The sequence below is a fragment of the Erythrobacter epiphyticus genome (assembly GCF_034653295.1).
Classification (GTDB): Bacteria; Pseudomonadota; Alphaproteobacteria; order Sphingomonadales; family Sphingomonadaceae; genus Erythrobacter.
This window is the reverse complement of the sequence record NZ_JAYEEU010000001.1, coordinates 22,494-37,412: the sequence shown is the minus strand read 5'-3', so window position 1 is coordinate 37,412 and position 14,919 is coordinate 22,494. Positions and strand designations below refer to the sequence as shown.

The window sequence follows — 14,919 nt, the reverse complement described above, 5'->3', positions numbered from 1 at the left end:
GACGCCGAGTCCCCGAGGACTCATGCCTGTGGATAAGTTTCCGCAGATTGAATCGGGGTGGCCGCGTGGGCGTTCAGGAAAAAACCAAGTTACCGGCAAAACTGGCTGAAAAGGGACGTGAAACCGCTCCCGTTGTCGCCGAATTGCCGCTGGGCCGCATCCTGCCGGGCGATTGTGTCGCGGCGATGCGCTCGCTGCCTTCTGCCAGCGTTGATCTCGTGTTCGCCGATCCCCCCTACAATCTGCAACTGGGCGGCGACTTGAACCGACCCGATGGCAGCCATGTCGATGCGGTGACCGATCACTGGGACCAGTTCGATTCCATGGCCGCCTATGACACCTTCACCCGCGAATGGCTGACCGAGGCGCGCCGCGTGCTCAAGCCCGATGGCGCGCTGTGGGTGATTGGTTCCTACCACAACATCTTCCGCGTCGGCGCGATCTTGCAGGATCTCGGCTTCTGGATCCTCAACGACATCGTCTGGCGCAAGACGAACCCGATGCCCAATTTCAAGGGCACGCGCTTCACCAATGCCCACGAAACCCTGATCTGGGCGAGCATGGGCGAAAAGGCGCGCTACCACTTCAACTATCGCGCGATGAAGACCTTGAATGACGAGCTCCAGATGCGTTCGGACTGGGTGCTGCCGATCTGTTCGGGGGGCGAGCGGCTCAAGGAAGACGGCAAGAAGGCGCACCCCACCCAGAAGCCCGAAGCGCTGCTCTATCGCGTGCTGCTCGCGACCACCGAAAAGGGCGATGTGGTGCTCGATCCCTTCTTCGGCACTGGTACCACCGGCGCCGTCGCCAAGCGGTTGGGCCGCCAGTGGATCGGCTGCGAGCGTGAGGATTTCTATCGCGGGGTCGCGGAAAAGCGCATCGCCAAGGAGTTGCCGCTGGATGAAAGCGCGCTCACGACGATGCAAAGCGCCCGCACCGCGCCCAAGGTAGCCTTTGGCGCCGTGGTCGAGGCCGGGCTGATCCCGCCGGGCAGCACGATCTTCGACAAGAAGCGCCGCTGGATCGCCACGGTGCGCGCCGATGGCTCGCTTGAGTGCGCCGGCAAGACCGGTTCGATCCACGGGCTGGGCAAGGACCTGCAAGGCGCGCCAAGCTGCAATGGCTGGACATTCTGGCATTACGAGATCGCCGGGCCGCAGGGCCGCGATGTTCAGCCGATTGATGCTGCCCGCCAGCTCTATCTGCTCGCCAGCGAGGACTGAACGCCGCACGGTGTGCGGCAAAAATGTGGCGCCAAGATTGCTGTGAAATTAACAGCCTGTTCAGAGAAACGGACTGTCGCCATCCGGTAACATTTTGTCGCACAGGAATGAAACCAATCCGGCAACTCATGCGTAAAAGGCCCGTCCGGCCACCCTCCCCCTACCGGCCGGCGTTTACTCATGAGGACACAACATGAAGTTCAACACCAAGCTTTGCCTCATCGCAGCAGGCACCGCCGCTTTTGCCGCTATCCCGAGTGCGGCGATGGCCGAAGGCGTCTATATTGGTTTCGGTGCCGGCGTGTCGCTGCCCGGCGACAGCGAGAACCTTGGCGAGTTCAACGCCACTGTTCCGGCAACCCCTGACTTCGGTGCGATCCCCGCTGGCACCCCGCTCGGCTGGAACACCGGGTTCGATACCGGCCTCGCGCTCAGCGGGCAGGTGGGTTACAAGTTCGACAATGGCTTCCGTCTCGAAGTCGAAGGCAATTTCAGCCAGGTTGATGTGTCCGGCCACAATGGTTTTCAGGTCGGCGGCGCCAATATCGATGGCGTTGATGTGGCTGTGCTGACCCGCGGCGCACCGGCTGCCGGCAACCCGACCGTGGGCGCCTTTGGTGCGACCGATACCGGCCGCGTCAACACCTATGGCCTGTTCGCCAACGTGTTCTACGACATCAACACGGGCACGGCGATCAAGCCCTATGTCGGCGCAGGTGCCGGCGTGCAGTGGGTTGATGTCCGTTATCAGCCGTCGGATGTACGGATTTCGAACGATACCGCCTCGGGCTTTGCCTATCAGTTGATGGCGGGTGCCACCTATGAATTGTCGTCGCGTGCGGAACTGTTCGGCCAGTATGCCTACCGCGCCAACACCGAACGCGCTGACATCGGCCTCGATCTGCTCCCGGCGACGCTGGGTGTTGAAAGCAACCAGTCGGTGCTGACGGCAGGCCTGCGCCTCAAGTTCGGCAACTAAGCTCCCCGCCGCAGCCTCAAGCGGGCTGCATCACAGGAAGGCCGCACCCCACAAGGGTGCGGCCTTTCTTGTTGGCCCAGGTGGCGAGGGGGCTTTGCGGCGCGCGGCGCAGGGGCTAGTCCCTCATGCCATGTCGCTGACTGTCTATGTTCGTCCGATCACGCTGATCTCTGGCCCACAAGAGGCCGATGGCGATGCCATCCGGCTCGGCGGCGCGATGGCCTATGCCCGCGAATTCGCGCTGATCCTGCGTGATGGCGATGCGGTGATCCAACGCATCATGGCAACCCGCAGCAGCATTGCGGATGCGTTCGTCCGCCTGCCTGATGCCGTGCGCGAGGATGCCCGCATGCAATGGGAGCATCTCCAGCGCGTCCATGCCCCGCTGCAACTGGGCACGCGCACGATCCGGCTCGATCAGCCGCAGATCATGGGCATTCTCAATGTCACCCCCGACAGCTTTTCCGATGGCGGGCATTTCAACGATGTTGCGGCAGGGCGCGTGCAGGCGGCTGCCATGCTCGAAGCCGGTGCGGCGATCATCGACATCGGCGGCGAAAGCACGCGGCCGGGTGCCGCGCAGACCTGGGAAGGCGAGGAACTGGCCCGGGTGGTGCCCGCAGTGGAATATTGCGCGGCGATGGGCGCGGCGATCAGCGTGGATACCCGCCGGGCCGGTGTGCTCGAAGGCGCGCTGCAAGCGGGCGCCCACATGGCGAATGATGTTTCGGCCTTGCGCTATGATCCGCGTTCGATCGAGCTGGTCGCGCAGGCGGGCTGCCCGGTGGTGCTGATGCATGCACCGGGCGCTGGCGATGATCTCCATGCGGGCGGGGCCTATGGCGATGTCGTGTTCGATGTGTTCGATTTCCTGCGCGAGGCCCGCGCGCGGGCGATAGCCGCGGGGATCGCGCCAGAGCGGATCGTGCTTGATCCCGGTATCGGTTTTGGCAAATCGCTGGCGGATAACGTGCGGCTTATCAACGCGCTGCCGTTGTTCCATGCACTCGGCTCGCCGCTCATGCTGGGGGCCAGCCGCAAGCGGATGATCGGCGCGCTCAGCCGCGAGGAAGCGGCAGAGGATCGTCTCGCCGGTTCGCTCGCGCTGGCGCTCAAGGGGATGACCGCCGGTGTTCACCTGCTACGGGTCCATGATGTCGCCGCGACCGTGCAGGCGCGCAATGTCTGGCGCGGGCTGGCCGATGCGGCGCTGACGGATTTCAGCCAATTGCCGCCCGTTTGATGGGGCGTCGCCATTGTGTCATCGAACATGACCACTAAAACCCTGCGCCAGCCCGCCGCGATGCGGCACGTGCGCGCCCTGATTGCCATGACGGAGATAAAAATGCCTCGCTTCCCGCTTCTCGCCGCCACCGCGCTGGCTGCTGCCGGCCTTGCCGCCGCACCGCTGCTGGCGCAGACCTCCGCTCCGACGGTGAGCCTTTCGGCCGAGGACGCGCTGACGCCCTATTATGATCAACTGCGCCAGCGGGTCACCCTGCCGGTGGCTGGCCCCAATCCGGCGCTCAGCCCGGCCACCACCCTCACGCGCATTGCCTTTGGCAGCTGCAACCATCACCTCGCCCCGCAGCACATGTGGGCGCAGATCGCGGCGCAGAGCCCGCAGGCCTTCCTGCTGATCGGCGACAATGTCTATGGCGACACCGGCTGGAATGCGGATGCTGGGCTCGAAAGCTTGCGCGCGGCCTATGAAAAGCAGGCCTCGCATCCCGAATTCCGCGATTTCCGCGCGCGGTTCCCGATGATGGTGACATGGGATGATCACGATTACGGCCTCAATGATGCAGGCGGCAACTTCCCGTTCAAGCGCTGGGCCAAGGAGCTGTTCGACACCTTCTGGGGTTCGTCCGAGGAAGTGCGCGCCCGTCCGGGCGTCTATGAAAGCCGCATCATCGGGCCGGAAGGCCAGCGCGTGCAGTTCCTCATGCTCGACACCCGCTATTTCCGTTCTGATCTCCAGCGCGCCGAATGGACGCGTGATCGTGCGCCGCTCGGCAGCTATGTGCCCAATACCGATCCTGCGGCGACCGTGCTCGGGGATGAGCAATGGCGCTGGCTCGAGCAGGAGCTGGCCAAGCCGGCTGATCTGCGTATCGTCGTCTCCTCCACGCAGGTGCTGACGGAAGCGCACCAGTTCGAAGGCTGGACCAATTTCCCGCTCGAACGGGCACGCTTGCTAAAGATGCTCGAAGGGCGCGCCCAAAGCGGGCTGGTGATCCTTTCGGGTGATCGCCATGCGGGCGCGATCTACAAGGAAAAGGCCCCCGGTGGCAGCGAGGATATCTGGGAATTCACCAGTTCTTCCCTGAACCTTGCCTTTTCGAGCGATGTCGAGGCGAGCACCAAGCGTGAGCCCGATCCGCGCCGTATCACCAAGTTCTTCGGGATCGAGAATTACGGGCTGGTCGATATCGACTGGAAAGCCAGGACGCTGACGATGAGCCTGATGGGCAACACCAGCAACACGCTGGCGCAGCACAGCTTCCAATGGTGAGGCGGGGTGGGCGGTGATTGCCACCGAAGGTGGCCGCAAACCTAGAGCGTGTAGCCGCCGTCTGATACCATCACATGACCGGTGATATTGGCGGCGGCATCGCTGAGCAGGTAGAGGATGCTGTCGGCCATTTCCTCGGATGAGGCAAAGCGGCCGAGCGGGGTCGTCTTGGCCATGGCTTTGAGGGTCGCCTCGCGGCCGATCGCCGCAACCGAGCGCTGGAAATCCTCGCCGCCGTCCCAGATCGCGGTATCAACCCCGCCCGGCGCGATAGCGTTGACGCGGATGCCCAGCTTGGCATTTTCCACCGCCGCAATGCGCGCCATGTGCGCGACGGCTGCCTTGGAAACGCCATAAGGCCCGATCCCCGGCACCGGCTTGATCCCCGTGGTCGAGGCGACCACGACCGCGCTCCCGCCTTTGGCGGCCATTGCGCGCAGGGAGGCTGCGAGCGTCAGGAAAGCCCCATCGAGATTGACCGCCATCACCCGGCGCCATTCCGCCAGGGTGAGCTGCGCAATCGGCCCGCCCGCGCCGATCCCGGCGTTGACCACCGCATGATCAAGACCCTGCATCTGCGGTTCGAGCGCTTGCCACAGGGCCTCGTCAGCGACAGAGCCGGTGATGCGGTGCACTTCGCCCGGAAGGTCGAGCGCATCCAGCCCTGCGCCGTCAACATCGACCAGCACCAGCCGCGCGGCGCCGCGGGCGGCCAATGCGCGGGCGCATGCCGCGCCGATCCCCGATGCGGCGCCGGTTACCAGCGCGCTGCGTCCTGCAAAATCCTGAAGCTGTGTCATGTCCGCAGCGCTAAGCGTATCACGCGGCGTTATCAATCCCGAGATCCGACAGCTTGCGATAGAGGGTCGAACGCCCGATCCCCAAGCGCCGCGCCACTTCGGTCATGCGGCCGCGGTAATGGCCGATGGCGAGGCGGATGACATCGGCCTCGATCTCTTCGAGCGGACGCAGATTGCCATCGGGCGTGTAGAGCGTGATGCCGACACCCTCGTGGCTCGTATCGAACAGCGGGGCCTGTTGACCGCCGAGCATTTCCGACAATTCGGGAAAGCTTCCCGCGGTGAGCGCTTCGCCCTCGCAATAGACCGCCGCGCGAAACAGCACGGATTGCAACTGGCGCACATTGCCCGGCCAATCATAGGCGGCAAGCAGGGCGAGCGCGCTATCGGTGATCGACAGATGCTTGAGGCCTGGCTGTTCGCCGATGCGGGCAAGGAAATGGCGGGTCAGTGCGGGCACATCGCCCGGTCGCTCGCGCAGGGGCGGCAGCGAGATGCGGTTCGCCGCAAGCTTTTCGGCGAGGGCAGGATCAAACTGGCCGCTCACCACCAAATCGCCGAGTGCGACATTGCTGGTGACAAGCAGTCGGACATCGACCCGGAAGCCATAGGTCGCACCCACCGGGCGGATAATGCCGCTGCTCAGGGCTTCGAGCAGGGATTGCTGGGTCTGCGGTGTCAGGCGATCGACATCATCGAGCACCAGCGTGCCGGTGTCGCAATGCTGGAACGCCCCGATCTGGCGATCAAAGGCGCCCGGAAAGGCACCCGGCTCGTGTCCGAACAGCACTGATTCCACCGAGGTCGGCGGGATCGTGGCGAGATCGACGATACGAAACGGCTCGCGCGCACGCGGGCTGGCCGAATGCATCGCGCGCACCAGCATTTCCTTGCCCGTCCCGCTCGCCCCGTCGATTGCGACATGGCCGTGGCCGCGCGCGGTCTTTGCCGCCTGGGCCAGCGCGGCGCGAAAGCCGGGGGCGGTGCCGATCATGGCATCGAAATCGAGGCTGGCGGACATTTTTTCGGCAAGCGGCGCGAGTTCGCGGCGCTGCGTCTCGCGCGTGGTGACCGCGCGCAGCGCATCCATCAGCCGCTCGGGCGAAACCGGTTTTACCAGATAATCGCTGGCGCCGGCGCGCATCGCTTCGACCGCGAGCAGCGGCGAGGCGCTGGTTGTCAGCATCAGGATCGGCACGGCGGGGCGACGCGCTTTCAACTCGGCAATCAGCTCACAGGCGTTATCTCCCGGCACCCAGTGATCAAGCAGGATCGCGGAAATCTGCATCCCTTCACGGGTGCCGAGCATGGCAATCGCGGTGTCGGTATCACCCGCCACCACGGCGCGCCAGCCATCGCGCGCGATGATCGCAGAGATCAGGCGCGTCTGCGCAGGCTCATCATCGATCAGCATGATGGTGCGCACATCCTGATCGATGCATTCGCGGTTGTGACTATCCGGCATCGTTTGCTTTGCCCTGATCCTCGGCCGTTCCGGCACCTCTGGCCGGATGTGGAACGGTCCAAGGCATAGAAGCGATGAGTAAAGACCCGATTAAGGCTGTTGCACTTTGTGCTTTGTCAAAGCCCCCATCCGTTCGAGACAACGCCGCGCCAGCAGCAAATTGGTTGCCTGATATTTAAGGTGGCTTGAGAAGCGCGGCGGGCTCCGATACGGGACAGACATGCGCGCGCGCCTGCGTGCACATGTTTCTTGCAACCATATGCCGATTGCGGTGTTTACCAGCCCAAAGGGGAATTGAAAAAATGGCAACGCACGACATGGATAAGGCACAGGCCACTTACGAGGGTTTCATGGGAACTCTCAAATGGGCGGTGCCGGTGATTGCGGTGATCGTCGCTTTTGTCGTCATGCTGATCGCCTGAAGCGAAGGTAAATCGTGAAGATCGCGATCCTCAAAGAGCGCGCCCCCGGGGAAACCCGGGTGGCGGCCACCCCGGAAACGGCCAAGAAATATGCCGCCCTCGGCCTGACTGTCGCTGTCGAGGCGGGCGCGGGCGCCACGGCATCAGTCACTGATGCCGCCTATGCCGAAGTCGGCGCCAGCGTCGGCGATGCGGCAGCCACGGTGAAGGATGCCGACATCGTGCTCGGCATTCAGGCGCCTGATGTGGCGCTGCTCAAGGGCGCCAAACCCGGCGCATGGGTCGCCGCGCTGTTCGATCCCTTTACCCGCCGCGATGTGGTGGATGCCTATGCCGCCGCCGGGTTCGAAGCGCTCAGCATGGAATTCATGCCGCGCATCACCCGCGCGCAATCAATGGACGTACTGTCGTCGCAATCGAACCTTGCCGGTTACAAGGCGGTGCTCGTCGCGGCCGATCATTATGGCCGGGCCTTCCCGATGATGATGACGGCGGCCGGCACCGTGCAAGCGGCCAAGCTGTTCGTGATGGGTGTCGGCGTGGCGGGCCTTCAGGCGATTGCCACCGGACGGCGGCTCGGCGCGCAGGTTTCGGCGACCGATGTGCGCTCGGCCACCAAGGAACAGATCATGTCGCTCGGCGCCAAGCCGATCTTCGTCGAGAATGTCGCAGGCATCGAAGGCGAAGGCTCGGGCGGCTATGCCACCGAAATGAGCGATGAATACAAGACCGCGCAGGCCCAGCTCGTTTCCGAGCATATCGCCAAGCAGGACATTGTGATCACGACCGCCTTGATCCCGGGCCGTGCCGCGCCGCGGCTGATCACCGATGCGCAGATCGCCACGATGAAGCCCGGCAGCGTGATCTTCGATCTCGCGGTGGCGCAAGGCGGGAATGTCGAAGGTTCGGTGCCGGATGAGGCCGTGGTCAAGCATGGCGTGACGATCATCGGCTATTCCAACACGCCCGCGCACCTGCCGGCCGATGCTTCGGCGCTGTTTGCGCGCAACCATTACAATTTCCTCAGCGCCTTCTGGGACAAGGAGCAGGGCAAGCCCGTGCTCGATGAGGAAATCGGCAATGCGATCCGGCTCACGCAGGGCGGGAAGGTCGTCAACGAGAGGCTGTTGGGGTGACCGCCGTCAGCGCCATACTGACAATGGGCGCGGTTCTCGTGCCCGCTCAGAACCCTGACTACATCGAAACGGCTTGGATCGTTCAGGCTGATCCGTCGCAAATCGGTGAGCGCACCGTCCGCGACGGCGAATTCGTGATCCGTCATCGACTCCTTCCGCCTTCCTTGATCGAGCTGAGCGAGGACGCGGTGGATGCCAAATCAGGCAAGACGCTCGCCAGCGCCGGCGATCAGTTGTTTGGCCTGCTGACGAGCGGGGCACCGGTGTTCTGCGTGAGCGGTGTGCCGAAGCAATCGCTGGCCCGCAGTCTTCTGCTGGGATCGGGAAATCTGCAAAAGTGCCTGATCGATGCCGACTCAGATGGCAGGCTTGATGGCTCGTTCAATGCGGGCAATGCAATTCCCGGCTTGCCGAACTTCGCGCGCAATCGGCCCAAGAAGCCCAAGACCGTTTCTGGCGGTGCCTATCGCCGGATCGATCCCAGCCTCCACACGGCAAACTACATTGTGGCTGTGCGTTACGAGGGCCGTTCCGCCACGCTGGGGAAGGGGGCCCTTCCGACCTTCAGCGTGCGCTTCGGAACAGTCGGCAATCTTGGCAGTCTCAGCCAAAGCGAATTGCCCCAAGGCGCGAGCTTTCCCTTTGATATGTCGATCCTTCAGGCGCGCTTTTCAGTGCTGGCGCGGGATGGCGAGACAATTCGTGTAAACGTGAGCAGGGCGATGCCTGAACAGCGGTTCGGCGTCGTCCAAACCGTACGATATTATTGAGCCGGAGCAGACATGGATTTCATCTCAATTCTTAGCATCTTCGTGCTAGCCTGCTTTGTCGGCTACTACGTAGTCTGGTCGGTGACCCCGGCGCTGCACACCCCGCTGATGGCGGTGACCAATGCGATCTCCTCGGTGATCATCGTCGGCGCGCTGATCGCCTCGGCGGAGGCGGGCAGCCCGGTCGCCAAGTATCTCGGTCTGTTCGGGGTGGTGCTCGCGAGCATCAACATCTTCGGCGGCTTTGCCGTGACCGAGCGCATGCTCGCGATGTACAAGAAGAAGGAGAAGTGAGGATGAGCTTCGCGCTTCCCCTTTTGTCATTGCGAGGAGCCGCAGGCGACGCGGCAATCCAGAGACGCAAGCGCCCGGCCGCCCTGGATTGCTTCGCTGCGCTCGCAATGACGATCTTTTTCGCCACCCCGGCCTATGCTGCCGGGGTTGAAGGCGGCACGCCTGCCTGGGCGATGCTCGCTTACCTTGCCGCAGGGGTGTTCTTCATCCTCGCGCTGCGCGGGCTTTCCAGCCCTGCCACCAGCCGCACAGGTAACCGCAATGGCATGATCGGCATGGCCATCGCGTTGGTGACGACGCTGGTGACCCACGATCTCGCCAACATCACCGAAATCTCGATGGCGATCGGCATCGGCGCCGCTGTCGGCATTGTTGTCGCGCGGCGCATCGCGATGACCGCGATGCCCGAACTGGTTGCGGGCTTCCACAGCCTCGTCGGCCTCGCTGCCGTGGTGGTGGGCTTTGGCGCATGGCTTGATCCCGAAAGCTTCGGGATTGTCGATAGCGCCGGGCAAATTCTGGCGGTGAGCCGGATCGAACTGGGCCTTGGCATCGCCATCGGCGCGATCACCTTCTCGGGCTCGGTGATTGCCTTCCTCAAGCTGTCAGGCCGGATGAGCGGTTCGCCGATCATGCTGCCGGGACGCCACGTCATCAACCTTGGCACGCTGGCGGCGATCCTGGGGCTGATCGCCTATTACACCGTGTCGCCGCAGGGCGGTGCGGGCGAAGGGCAATTGGTGCTGCTGATCGCGGTTCTGGCCTTCATCATCGGCTTCCTGCTGATCATCCCGATTGGCGGCGCGGATATGCCGGTGGTCGTCTCGATGCTGAACAGCTATTCGGGCTGGGCGGCAGCGGCGATGGGCTTCACGCTGGGCAACACCGCGATGATCATCACCGGCGCGCTGGTCGGCTCGTCGGGGGCGATCCTCAGCTACATCATGTGCCGCGCGATGAACCGCAGCTTCATCTCGGTGATCGCGGGCGGCTTTGGCGGCGATGCGGGCGGCGGCGGTGCCGGCGCGCCGCGCGAACAGCGCCCCTACAAGCAGGGCAGCGCGGAAGACGCCGCTTACATGCTCGAACAGGCCGAAAAGGTCATCATCATTCCCGGCTACGGGATGGCGGTGGCGCAGGCCCAGCACGCGCTGCGCGAAATGGGCGACAAGCTCAAGGAAAAGGGCGTGGAGGTGAAGTATGCCATCCACCCCGTCGCCGGGCGTATGCCGGGCCACATGAACGTGCTCCTCGCCGAAGCCAGCGTGCCCTATGATGAAGTTTTCGAGCTGGAGGACATCAATTCCGATTTCGCCCAGTGCGATGTCGCCTTCATCATCGGCGCGAACGACGTGGTGAACCCGGCGGCCAAGACCGACAAGTCTTCGCCGATCTACGGGATGCCGGTGTTCGATGTCGACAAGGCCAAGCAGGTGTTCTTCATCAAGCGTTCGATGGGCGGCGTGGGCTATGCGGGCGTCGATAACGACGTGTTCTACATGAACCAGACCGTGATGCTGCTGGCCGACGCCAAGAAGATGGTCGAGGAAATCGTCAAGGCGCTCGATTGACCCAAGCATCGCGCCGAAAAGTGGGGACCGGGTTTCGGCTCCTCGGCGATGCGAAAAAGAGGTCGGGATGAAGAAGCTGTTGTTGATTACCGTGTTGCTGATCGGAGCGGGCGTGCTGGCGGTGCAGACCGGCTTGGCGCGTCCGCTGATCGTCTGGCAGGTCGAACGCTCGCTGGTCGCCTCGGGCATGGGCGAGGGCCGGGCCGCATGCATGGCGGGCCGCATGGTGGATCGCCTCAGCCTTGGTCAGCTTTGGACCTTGCGTCAGGCGATGGCGCCGCGCGAGGGTGAGCCTGAGCAGGCGCGCGGGCTGTTTGACAGTATCGAACGCCTGCGCCGCACCGAAGATGGCGAGATCATCGGGGTTGTCACCACCAGCGCGGCGCTCTGCGCGATCGGGCTCGGCTAAGGCAGCGGCCGGACTTGCCAAGCCTCCCCGCGATGCGCACTATGGCGCGCGGAGAGGGAGACTTCGCGATGCTGAGAACAACGCTGGCCGCTGCACTGCTGGCTTCCGCTGCGCCCGTCTGGGCGGCGACCCATATGATCGCGCCGGGGGCGGATGCGGCGGAGAAATTGCAGGAAGCCCTGATTATGGCCGAGCCGGGTGACGAAATCGTGCTCGCGGCCGGGCGCTATCCACTCAGCGACGGGCTCAGCCTCGATGTGGCGGGGGTGACTGTGCGCGGGGCAGGGCCTGCGCTTACCATCCTTGATTTCACCGGCCAGCAAGGCTCAGGCGAAGGGCTGCTTGTCACCTCCGACAATGTCACCTTGCGCGATTTCGCGATCGAGAATCCCAAGGGCGATGGCATCAAGTCGAAGGGCGCGGATAACATCATCTATCACCGCATCCGCGTGACGTGGACGAACGGGCCGAGCGCCAGCAATGGCGCCTATGGCATCTATCCGGTGGAAAGCACCGGGATCCTGATCAGCCATTCCGAAGTGTCCGGCGCATCGGATGCCGGGATCTATGTCGGCCAATCGCAGCGGATCACCGTGCGCAATTCGGTTGCGAGCGACAATGTCGCCGGGATCGAGATCGAGAACAGCCGCGATGCCATCGTCACCCAGAACTATGTCACCCGTAACACCGGGGGCATTCTCGTGTTCGATCTGCCGAGCCTGCCGGTGATGGGCGGGGGCAATGTGGTGGTCAGCGGCAATCTGGTGGCGGGCAACAACACCCCCAATTTCGCGCCGCCCGGCAACATTGTCGGCAATGTTCCGCGCGGCACCGGCATCATGGTGATGGCGAACGAGAATGTCTGGGTCGATGGCAATATCGTGCAGGATAATCCGACCGCGCCCTTCATGGTGATAGCCTATTCACAGCGCTTCGATGATGCGCGCTACAACCCGTTCCCGCGCAATGTCGTGATTGGCGAGAACATGGTCGATAGCGGCGCGACAGACCCGGCGCTGCCGGGTGCCCCGCTGCTGCTGGCAGCCTTTGGCGGGGCGCTGCCGCCGATCCTGTGGGATGGCCTGTCGCAAGCGGGGGCAGCCCCGGCGCTGGCGGTGACAGGGGATATTGCCGGCTGGTCGCTCAATCTCCAGCGGCAGGGCCAGGCGCTGGCCGAGGCGCAGCCCGGCCCGCTCACCGCGCCCGAACAGGGGATCAAATGGGATGCCAGCGCGGTTGGCGCGCCGCCCGAGTTGGAGGCGCGGCTGAAGTGAGGCGGAGTTCAGCGCTTCTGGCAGTGGCGGCGCTGGCGCTATCAGGCGCGATTGCGCACGCGCGGCTGGTGTCGCCCCAAGTGTCCGATGCGGCAATCACAGGTGCCAGCCTGCCGCCCAAGCTTTCGGACTTCGGCTTTTTCATCCATCCGGATGCGCAGGTGCCCACTTTGGGCGTGACACCCTATGCGCTCAACACGCCCCTCTGGTCGGACGGCGCGGACAAGCTGCGTTTCATCTACCTGCCCGAAGGCACGCGGCTGCACGCGGACGGGGAAGGCTTGCTGCGCTTTCCGGTGGGTGCGGCGATCATCAAGACCTTTGCTTTCGGGGAGGGGACATCGCGGCGGCTGATCGAAACCCGCGTGCTGTTGCACCGTACCGATGGTTGGGTGCCGCTGCCCTATCGCTGGAATGCGGAACAGACCGAAGCCACACTGGCGCTGGCCGGGGCGCGGATTGATGTCACGAACCCGGCGGGCGAAGCGATCAGCTATCGCATCCCCAACACGAACCAGTGCAAGGAATGCCATAGCCTCAACGGCGCGGTCATCCCGATCGGCCCCAAGGCGCGCAATCTTGCCGCGGCATGGCTGGGTGACATGGTGCAGGCGGGGCTGCTCGATCAGGTGCCCGAGAGCGCCAACCGCCTGCCCGACTGGCGCACTCACGTGAAAGGGGCAGCCGCACCGCTGGCGCGCGCCTATCTCGATGTGAATTGCGCGCATTGCCATCAGCCCGGCGGCATGGCGTCGAATTCGGGGCTCGATCTGCGCTGGGAACAGGCCGATCCCCATGCCATCGGCATCATGAAGCGCCCGGTTGCCGCCGGGCGCGGCGCGGGCGGGCATGAATTCGCGATTGTGCCCGGCGCGCCCGATCAATCGATCCTCGCCTATCGGCTGGCATCGGCAGAGCCGGGGGTCGCCATGCCCGAACTGGGCAAGTCGACCGTCGATCCCGATGGGGTCGCGGTGGTGCGCCGCTGGATTTTGGAGATGAAAACGCAATGAAGTGGGTTGTTCGGGTGGTGCTGGCACTGGTCGCAGTGCTGGTGGTGCTGTTTCTCGTTTTTCGCATGCCGGATACTAATGCCGCCGCGATGCGCGCCAAATATGGCGCGGCGCCCTCGCAATTCGTTGATCTGGGAGACGGGCTGACGGTGCACCTGCGCGATGAAGGCCCCAAGGATGCGCCCGCGATCATCCTGCTTCACGGCTCCAACGCCGATCTGCACACTTGGGAGCCGTGGGCCCGGGATCTCAAGGCCGATTACCGCGTGATCCGTTTCGATCAGGTCGGCCATGGGCTAACCGGCCCCGATCCCAAGGGCGATTATTCGCGCGACAATTATGTCGCCCACATCCGCCGCGTGGCCGACAAGCTGGGCGTCGAGCGCTTCATCCTCGCCGGCAATTCGATGGGCGGCAAGCACGCGCTGGCATTTGCCGTGGCTTATCCCGAGCGTCTCAACGGGCTGGTGCTGGTCGACGCGAGCGGAATGCCGATGCTGTCGCCGGAATCGCTCAGGACCGGCCAGCCCAAGGAGGACACGCAAAAGCGCTCGAGCGGCAATATCGGCTTCAAGATCGCCGGCATGCCGGGGCTGAACAGGATTGTCGAACAGGTTACCCCGCGCAGCCTGATCGAAAAGAGCCTGCGCCAGAGTGTTTCGGTCGAAAGCATCGTCACTGAACCGATGATCGATCGCTACTGGGAATTGCTGCGCTATCCCGGCAACCGCCGCGCTACCTTGCAGCGCTTTGCGATCCCCTATGACGCGCTGGATCGCGCTGATATTGCCGCCATCCCGGTGCCGGCCTTGATCATCTGGGGCGAGGAAGACCGGCTGATTCCGGTGGCCGCGGGGCGCTATCTTGATGAGGTCATGGCCGAGAGCACGCTGGTGATCTATCCGGGGATCGGCCATCTCCCGCAGGAGGAAGCGGCTGACCGGAGCCTTGCTGATCTGCGCCAATGGCTTGCCGCCCTGCCGCCGCGCGCCGCGCGGCAATAAGCGCTCCCCAAAAGTGTCCTGCCCCGCTAGAGGGAGGCGCCGGA

Annotated in this window: 15 protein-coding genes; 13 read left to right on the top strand and 2 right to left on the bottom strand. The window is 64.0% G+C overall.

The features are described 5' to 3' along the window. Positions 1-65 precede the first annotated feature (65 nt). The 4 genes from SOQ14_RS00185 (at position 66) to SOQ14_RS00170 (ending at position 4,717) form a co-directional block, all read left to right on the top strand. Entirely contained in the window at positions 66-1,223 is a 1,158-nt protein-coding gene (locus SOQ14_RS00185; RefSeq protein ID WP_416232708.1) for a site-specific DNA-methyltransferase, read from the top strand. Positions 1,224-1,416: 193 nt separating this feature from the next. Continuing rightward, positions 1,417-2,202 carry an outer membrane protein gene (locus SOQ14_RS00180; protein ID WP_322895629.1) on the top strand — a complete coding sequence of 262 codons (786 nt, stop codon included), beginning with the start codon at positions 1,417-1,419 and terminating at the stop codon, positions 2,200-2,202. A gap of 130 nt (positions 2,203-2,332) precedes the next feature. After that, the gene (folP, locus tag SOQ14_RS00175; RefSeq protein WP_322895627.1) at positions 2,333-3,445 is read left to right on the top strand and encodes a dihydropteroate synthase; all 1,113 of its coding nucleotides are present in this window, start codon (positions 2,333-2,335) and stop codon (positions 3,443-3,445) included. Between the two features lie 27 nt (positions 3,446-3,472). Next, positions 3,473-4,717: an alkaline phosphatase D family protein gene (locus SOQ14_RS00170; RefSeq protein WP_322895625.1), complete on the top strand. Its 1,245-nt coding sequence runs from the start codon at positions 3,473-3,475 to the stop codon at positions 4,715-4,717. Positions 4,718-4,758: 41 nt separating this feature from the next. Here SOQ14_RS00170 and SOQ14_RS00165 read toward each other — a convergent pair whose 3' ends face one another. Together SOQ14_RS00165 and SOQ14_RS00160 are read right to left on the bottom strand one after the other, a co-directional pair. Then, positions 4,759-5,517: an SDR family NAD(P)-dependent oxidoreductase gene (locus SOQ14_RS00165; RefSeq protein ID WP_322895623.1), complete on the bottom strand. Its 759-nt coding sequence runs from the start codon at positions 5,515-5,517 to the stop codon at positions 4,759-4,761. Between the two features lie 19 nt (positions 5,518-5,536). After that, positions 5,537-6,982, bottom strand: coding sequence for a sigma-54-dependent transcriptional regulator (locus tag SOQ14_RS00160; protein WP_322895621.1), 1,446 nt, complete (start codon positions 6,980-6,982; stop codon positions 5,537-5,539). A gap of 302 nt (positions 6,983-7,284) precedes the next feature. Between SOQ14_RS00160 and SOQ14_RS00155 the strand changes: the two genes are divergently transcribed. The 9 genes from SOQ14_RS00155 (at position 7,285) to SOQ14_RS00115 (ending at position 14,875) form a co-directional block, all read left to right on the top strand. Then, positions 7,285-7,404: an aa3-type cytochrome c oxidase subunit IV gene (locus SOQ14_RS00155; protein ID WP_322895619.1), complete on the top strand. Its 120-nt coding sequence runs from the start codon at positions 7,285-7,287 to the stop codon at positions 7,402-7,404. Between the two features lie 14 nt (positions 7,405-7,418). Further along, positions 7,419-8,540: an NAD(P) transhydrogenase subunit alpha gene (locus SOQ14_RS00150; protein ID WP_322895617.1), complete on the top strand. Its 1,122-nt coding sequence runs from the start codon at positions 7,419-7,421 to the stop codon at positions 8,538-8,540. Beyond that, positions 8,537-9,310 carry a hypothetical protein gene (locus SOQ14_RS00145; RefSeq protein WP_322895615.1) on the top strand — a complete coding sequence of 258 codons (774 nt, stop codon included), beginning with the start codon at positions 8,537-8,539 and terminating at the stop codon, positions 9,308-9,310. Before SOQ14_RS00150 ends, SOQ14_RS00145 begins: the two co-directional genes overlap by 4 nt. A 12-nt stretch (positions 9,311-9,322) precedes the next feature. Continuing rightward, positions 9,323-9,604, top strand: a complete 282-nt coding sequence (locus tag SOQ14_RS00140) for an NAD(P) transhydrogenase subunit alpha part 2 (RefSeq protein WP_322895614.1) — start codon at positions 9,323-9,325, stop codon at positions 9,602-9,604. Positions 9,605-9,711: 107 nt separating this feature from the next. Further along, positions 9,712-11,175: an NAD(P)(+) transhydrogenase (Re/Si-specific) subunit beta gene (locus tag SOQ14_RS00135; protein ID WP_416232707.1), complete on the top strand. Its 1,464-nt coding sequence runs from the start codon at positions 9,712-9,714 to the stop codon at positions 11,173-11,175. A 67-nt stretch (positions 11,176-11,242) separates the two neighbouring features. Next, on the top strand, positions 11,243-11,584 hold the full coding sequence (locus tag SOQ14_RS00130) for a hypothetical protein (RefSeq protein ID WP_322895612.1): 342 nt from the start codon (positions 11,243-11,245) through the stop codon (positions 11,582-11,584). Positions 11,585-11,652: 68 nt separating this feature from the next. After that, complete coding sequence (locus tag SOQ14_RS00125) at positions 11,653-12,858, top strand: parallel beta-helix domain-containing protein (RefSeq protein ID WP_322895610.1); 1,206 nt, start codon at positions 11,653-11,655, stop codon at positions 12,856-12,858. Next, positions 12,855-13,871, top strand: coding sequence for an SO2930 family diheme c-type cytochrome (locus SOQ14_RS00120; protein ID WP_322895608.1), 1,017 nt, complete (start codon positions 12,855-12,857; stop codon positions 13,869-13,871). Before SOQ14_RS00125 ends, SOQ14_RS00120 begins: the two co-directional genes overlap by 4 nt. Next, positions 13,868-14,875, top strand: coding sequence for an alpha/beta fold hydrolase (locus tag SOQ14_RS00115; RefSeq protein ID WP_322895606.1), 1,008 nt, complete (start codon positions 13,868-13,870; stop codon positions 14,873-14,875). Before SOQ14_RS00120 ends, SOQ14_RS00115 begins: the two co-directional genes overlap by 4 nt. Positions 14,876-14,919: the final 44 nt, after the last annotated feature.

Bases quoted from the DNA above. Each gene is read 5' to 3' on its own strand.
- SOQ14_RS00130 (WP_322895612.1), top strand. From the start codon at position 11,243: ATGAAGAAGCTGTTGTTGATTACCGTGTTGCTGATCGGAGCGGGCGTG.
- SOQ14_RS00140 (WP_322895614.1), top strand. From the start codon at position 9,323: ATGGATTTCATCTCAATTCTTAGCATCTTCGTGCTAGCCTGCTTTGTC.
- SOQ14_RS00180 (WP_322895629.1), top strand. From the start codon at position 1,417: ATGAAGTTCAACACCAAGCTTTGCCTCATCGCAGCAGGCACCGCCGCT.
- SOQ14_RS00115 (WP_322895606.1), top strand. From the start codon at position 13,868: ATGAAGTGGGTTGTTCGGGTGGTGCTGGCACTGGTCGCAGTGCTGGTG.
- folP (WP_322895627.1), top strand. From the start codon at position 2,333: ATGTCGCTGACTGTCTATGTTCGTCCGATCACGCTGATCTCTGGCCCA.
- SOQ14_RS00160 (WP_322895621.1), bottom strand. From the start codon at position 6,982: ATGCCGGATAGTCACAACCGCGAATGCATCGATCAGGATGTGCGCACC.
- SOQ14_RS00125 (WP_322895610.1), top strand. From the start codon at position 11,653: ATGCTGAGAACAACGCTGGCCGCTGCACTGCTGGCTTCCGCTGCGCCC.
- SOQ14_RS00165 (WP_322895623.1), bottom strand. From the start codon at position 5,517: ATGACACAGCTTCAGGATTTTGCAGGACGCAGCGCGCTGGTAACCGGC.
- SOQ14_RS00135 (WP_416232707.1), top strand. From the start codon at position 9,712: ATGACGATCTTTTTCGCCACCCCGGCCTATGCTGCCGGGGTTGAAGGC.
- SOQ14_RS00155 (WP_322895619.1), top strand. From the start codon at position 7,285: ATGGCAACGCACGACATGGATAAGGCACAGGCCACTTACGAGGGTTTC.
- SOQ14_RS00170 (WP_322895625.1), top strand. From the start codon at position 3,473: ATGACCACTAAAACCCTGCGCCAGCCCGCCGCGATGCGGCACGTGCGC.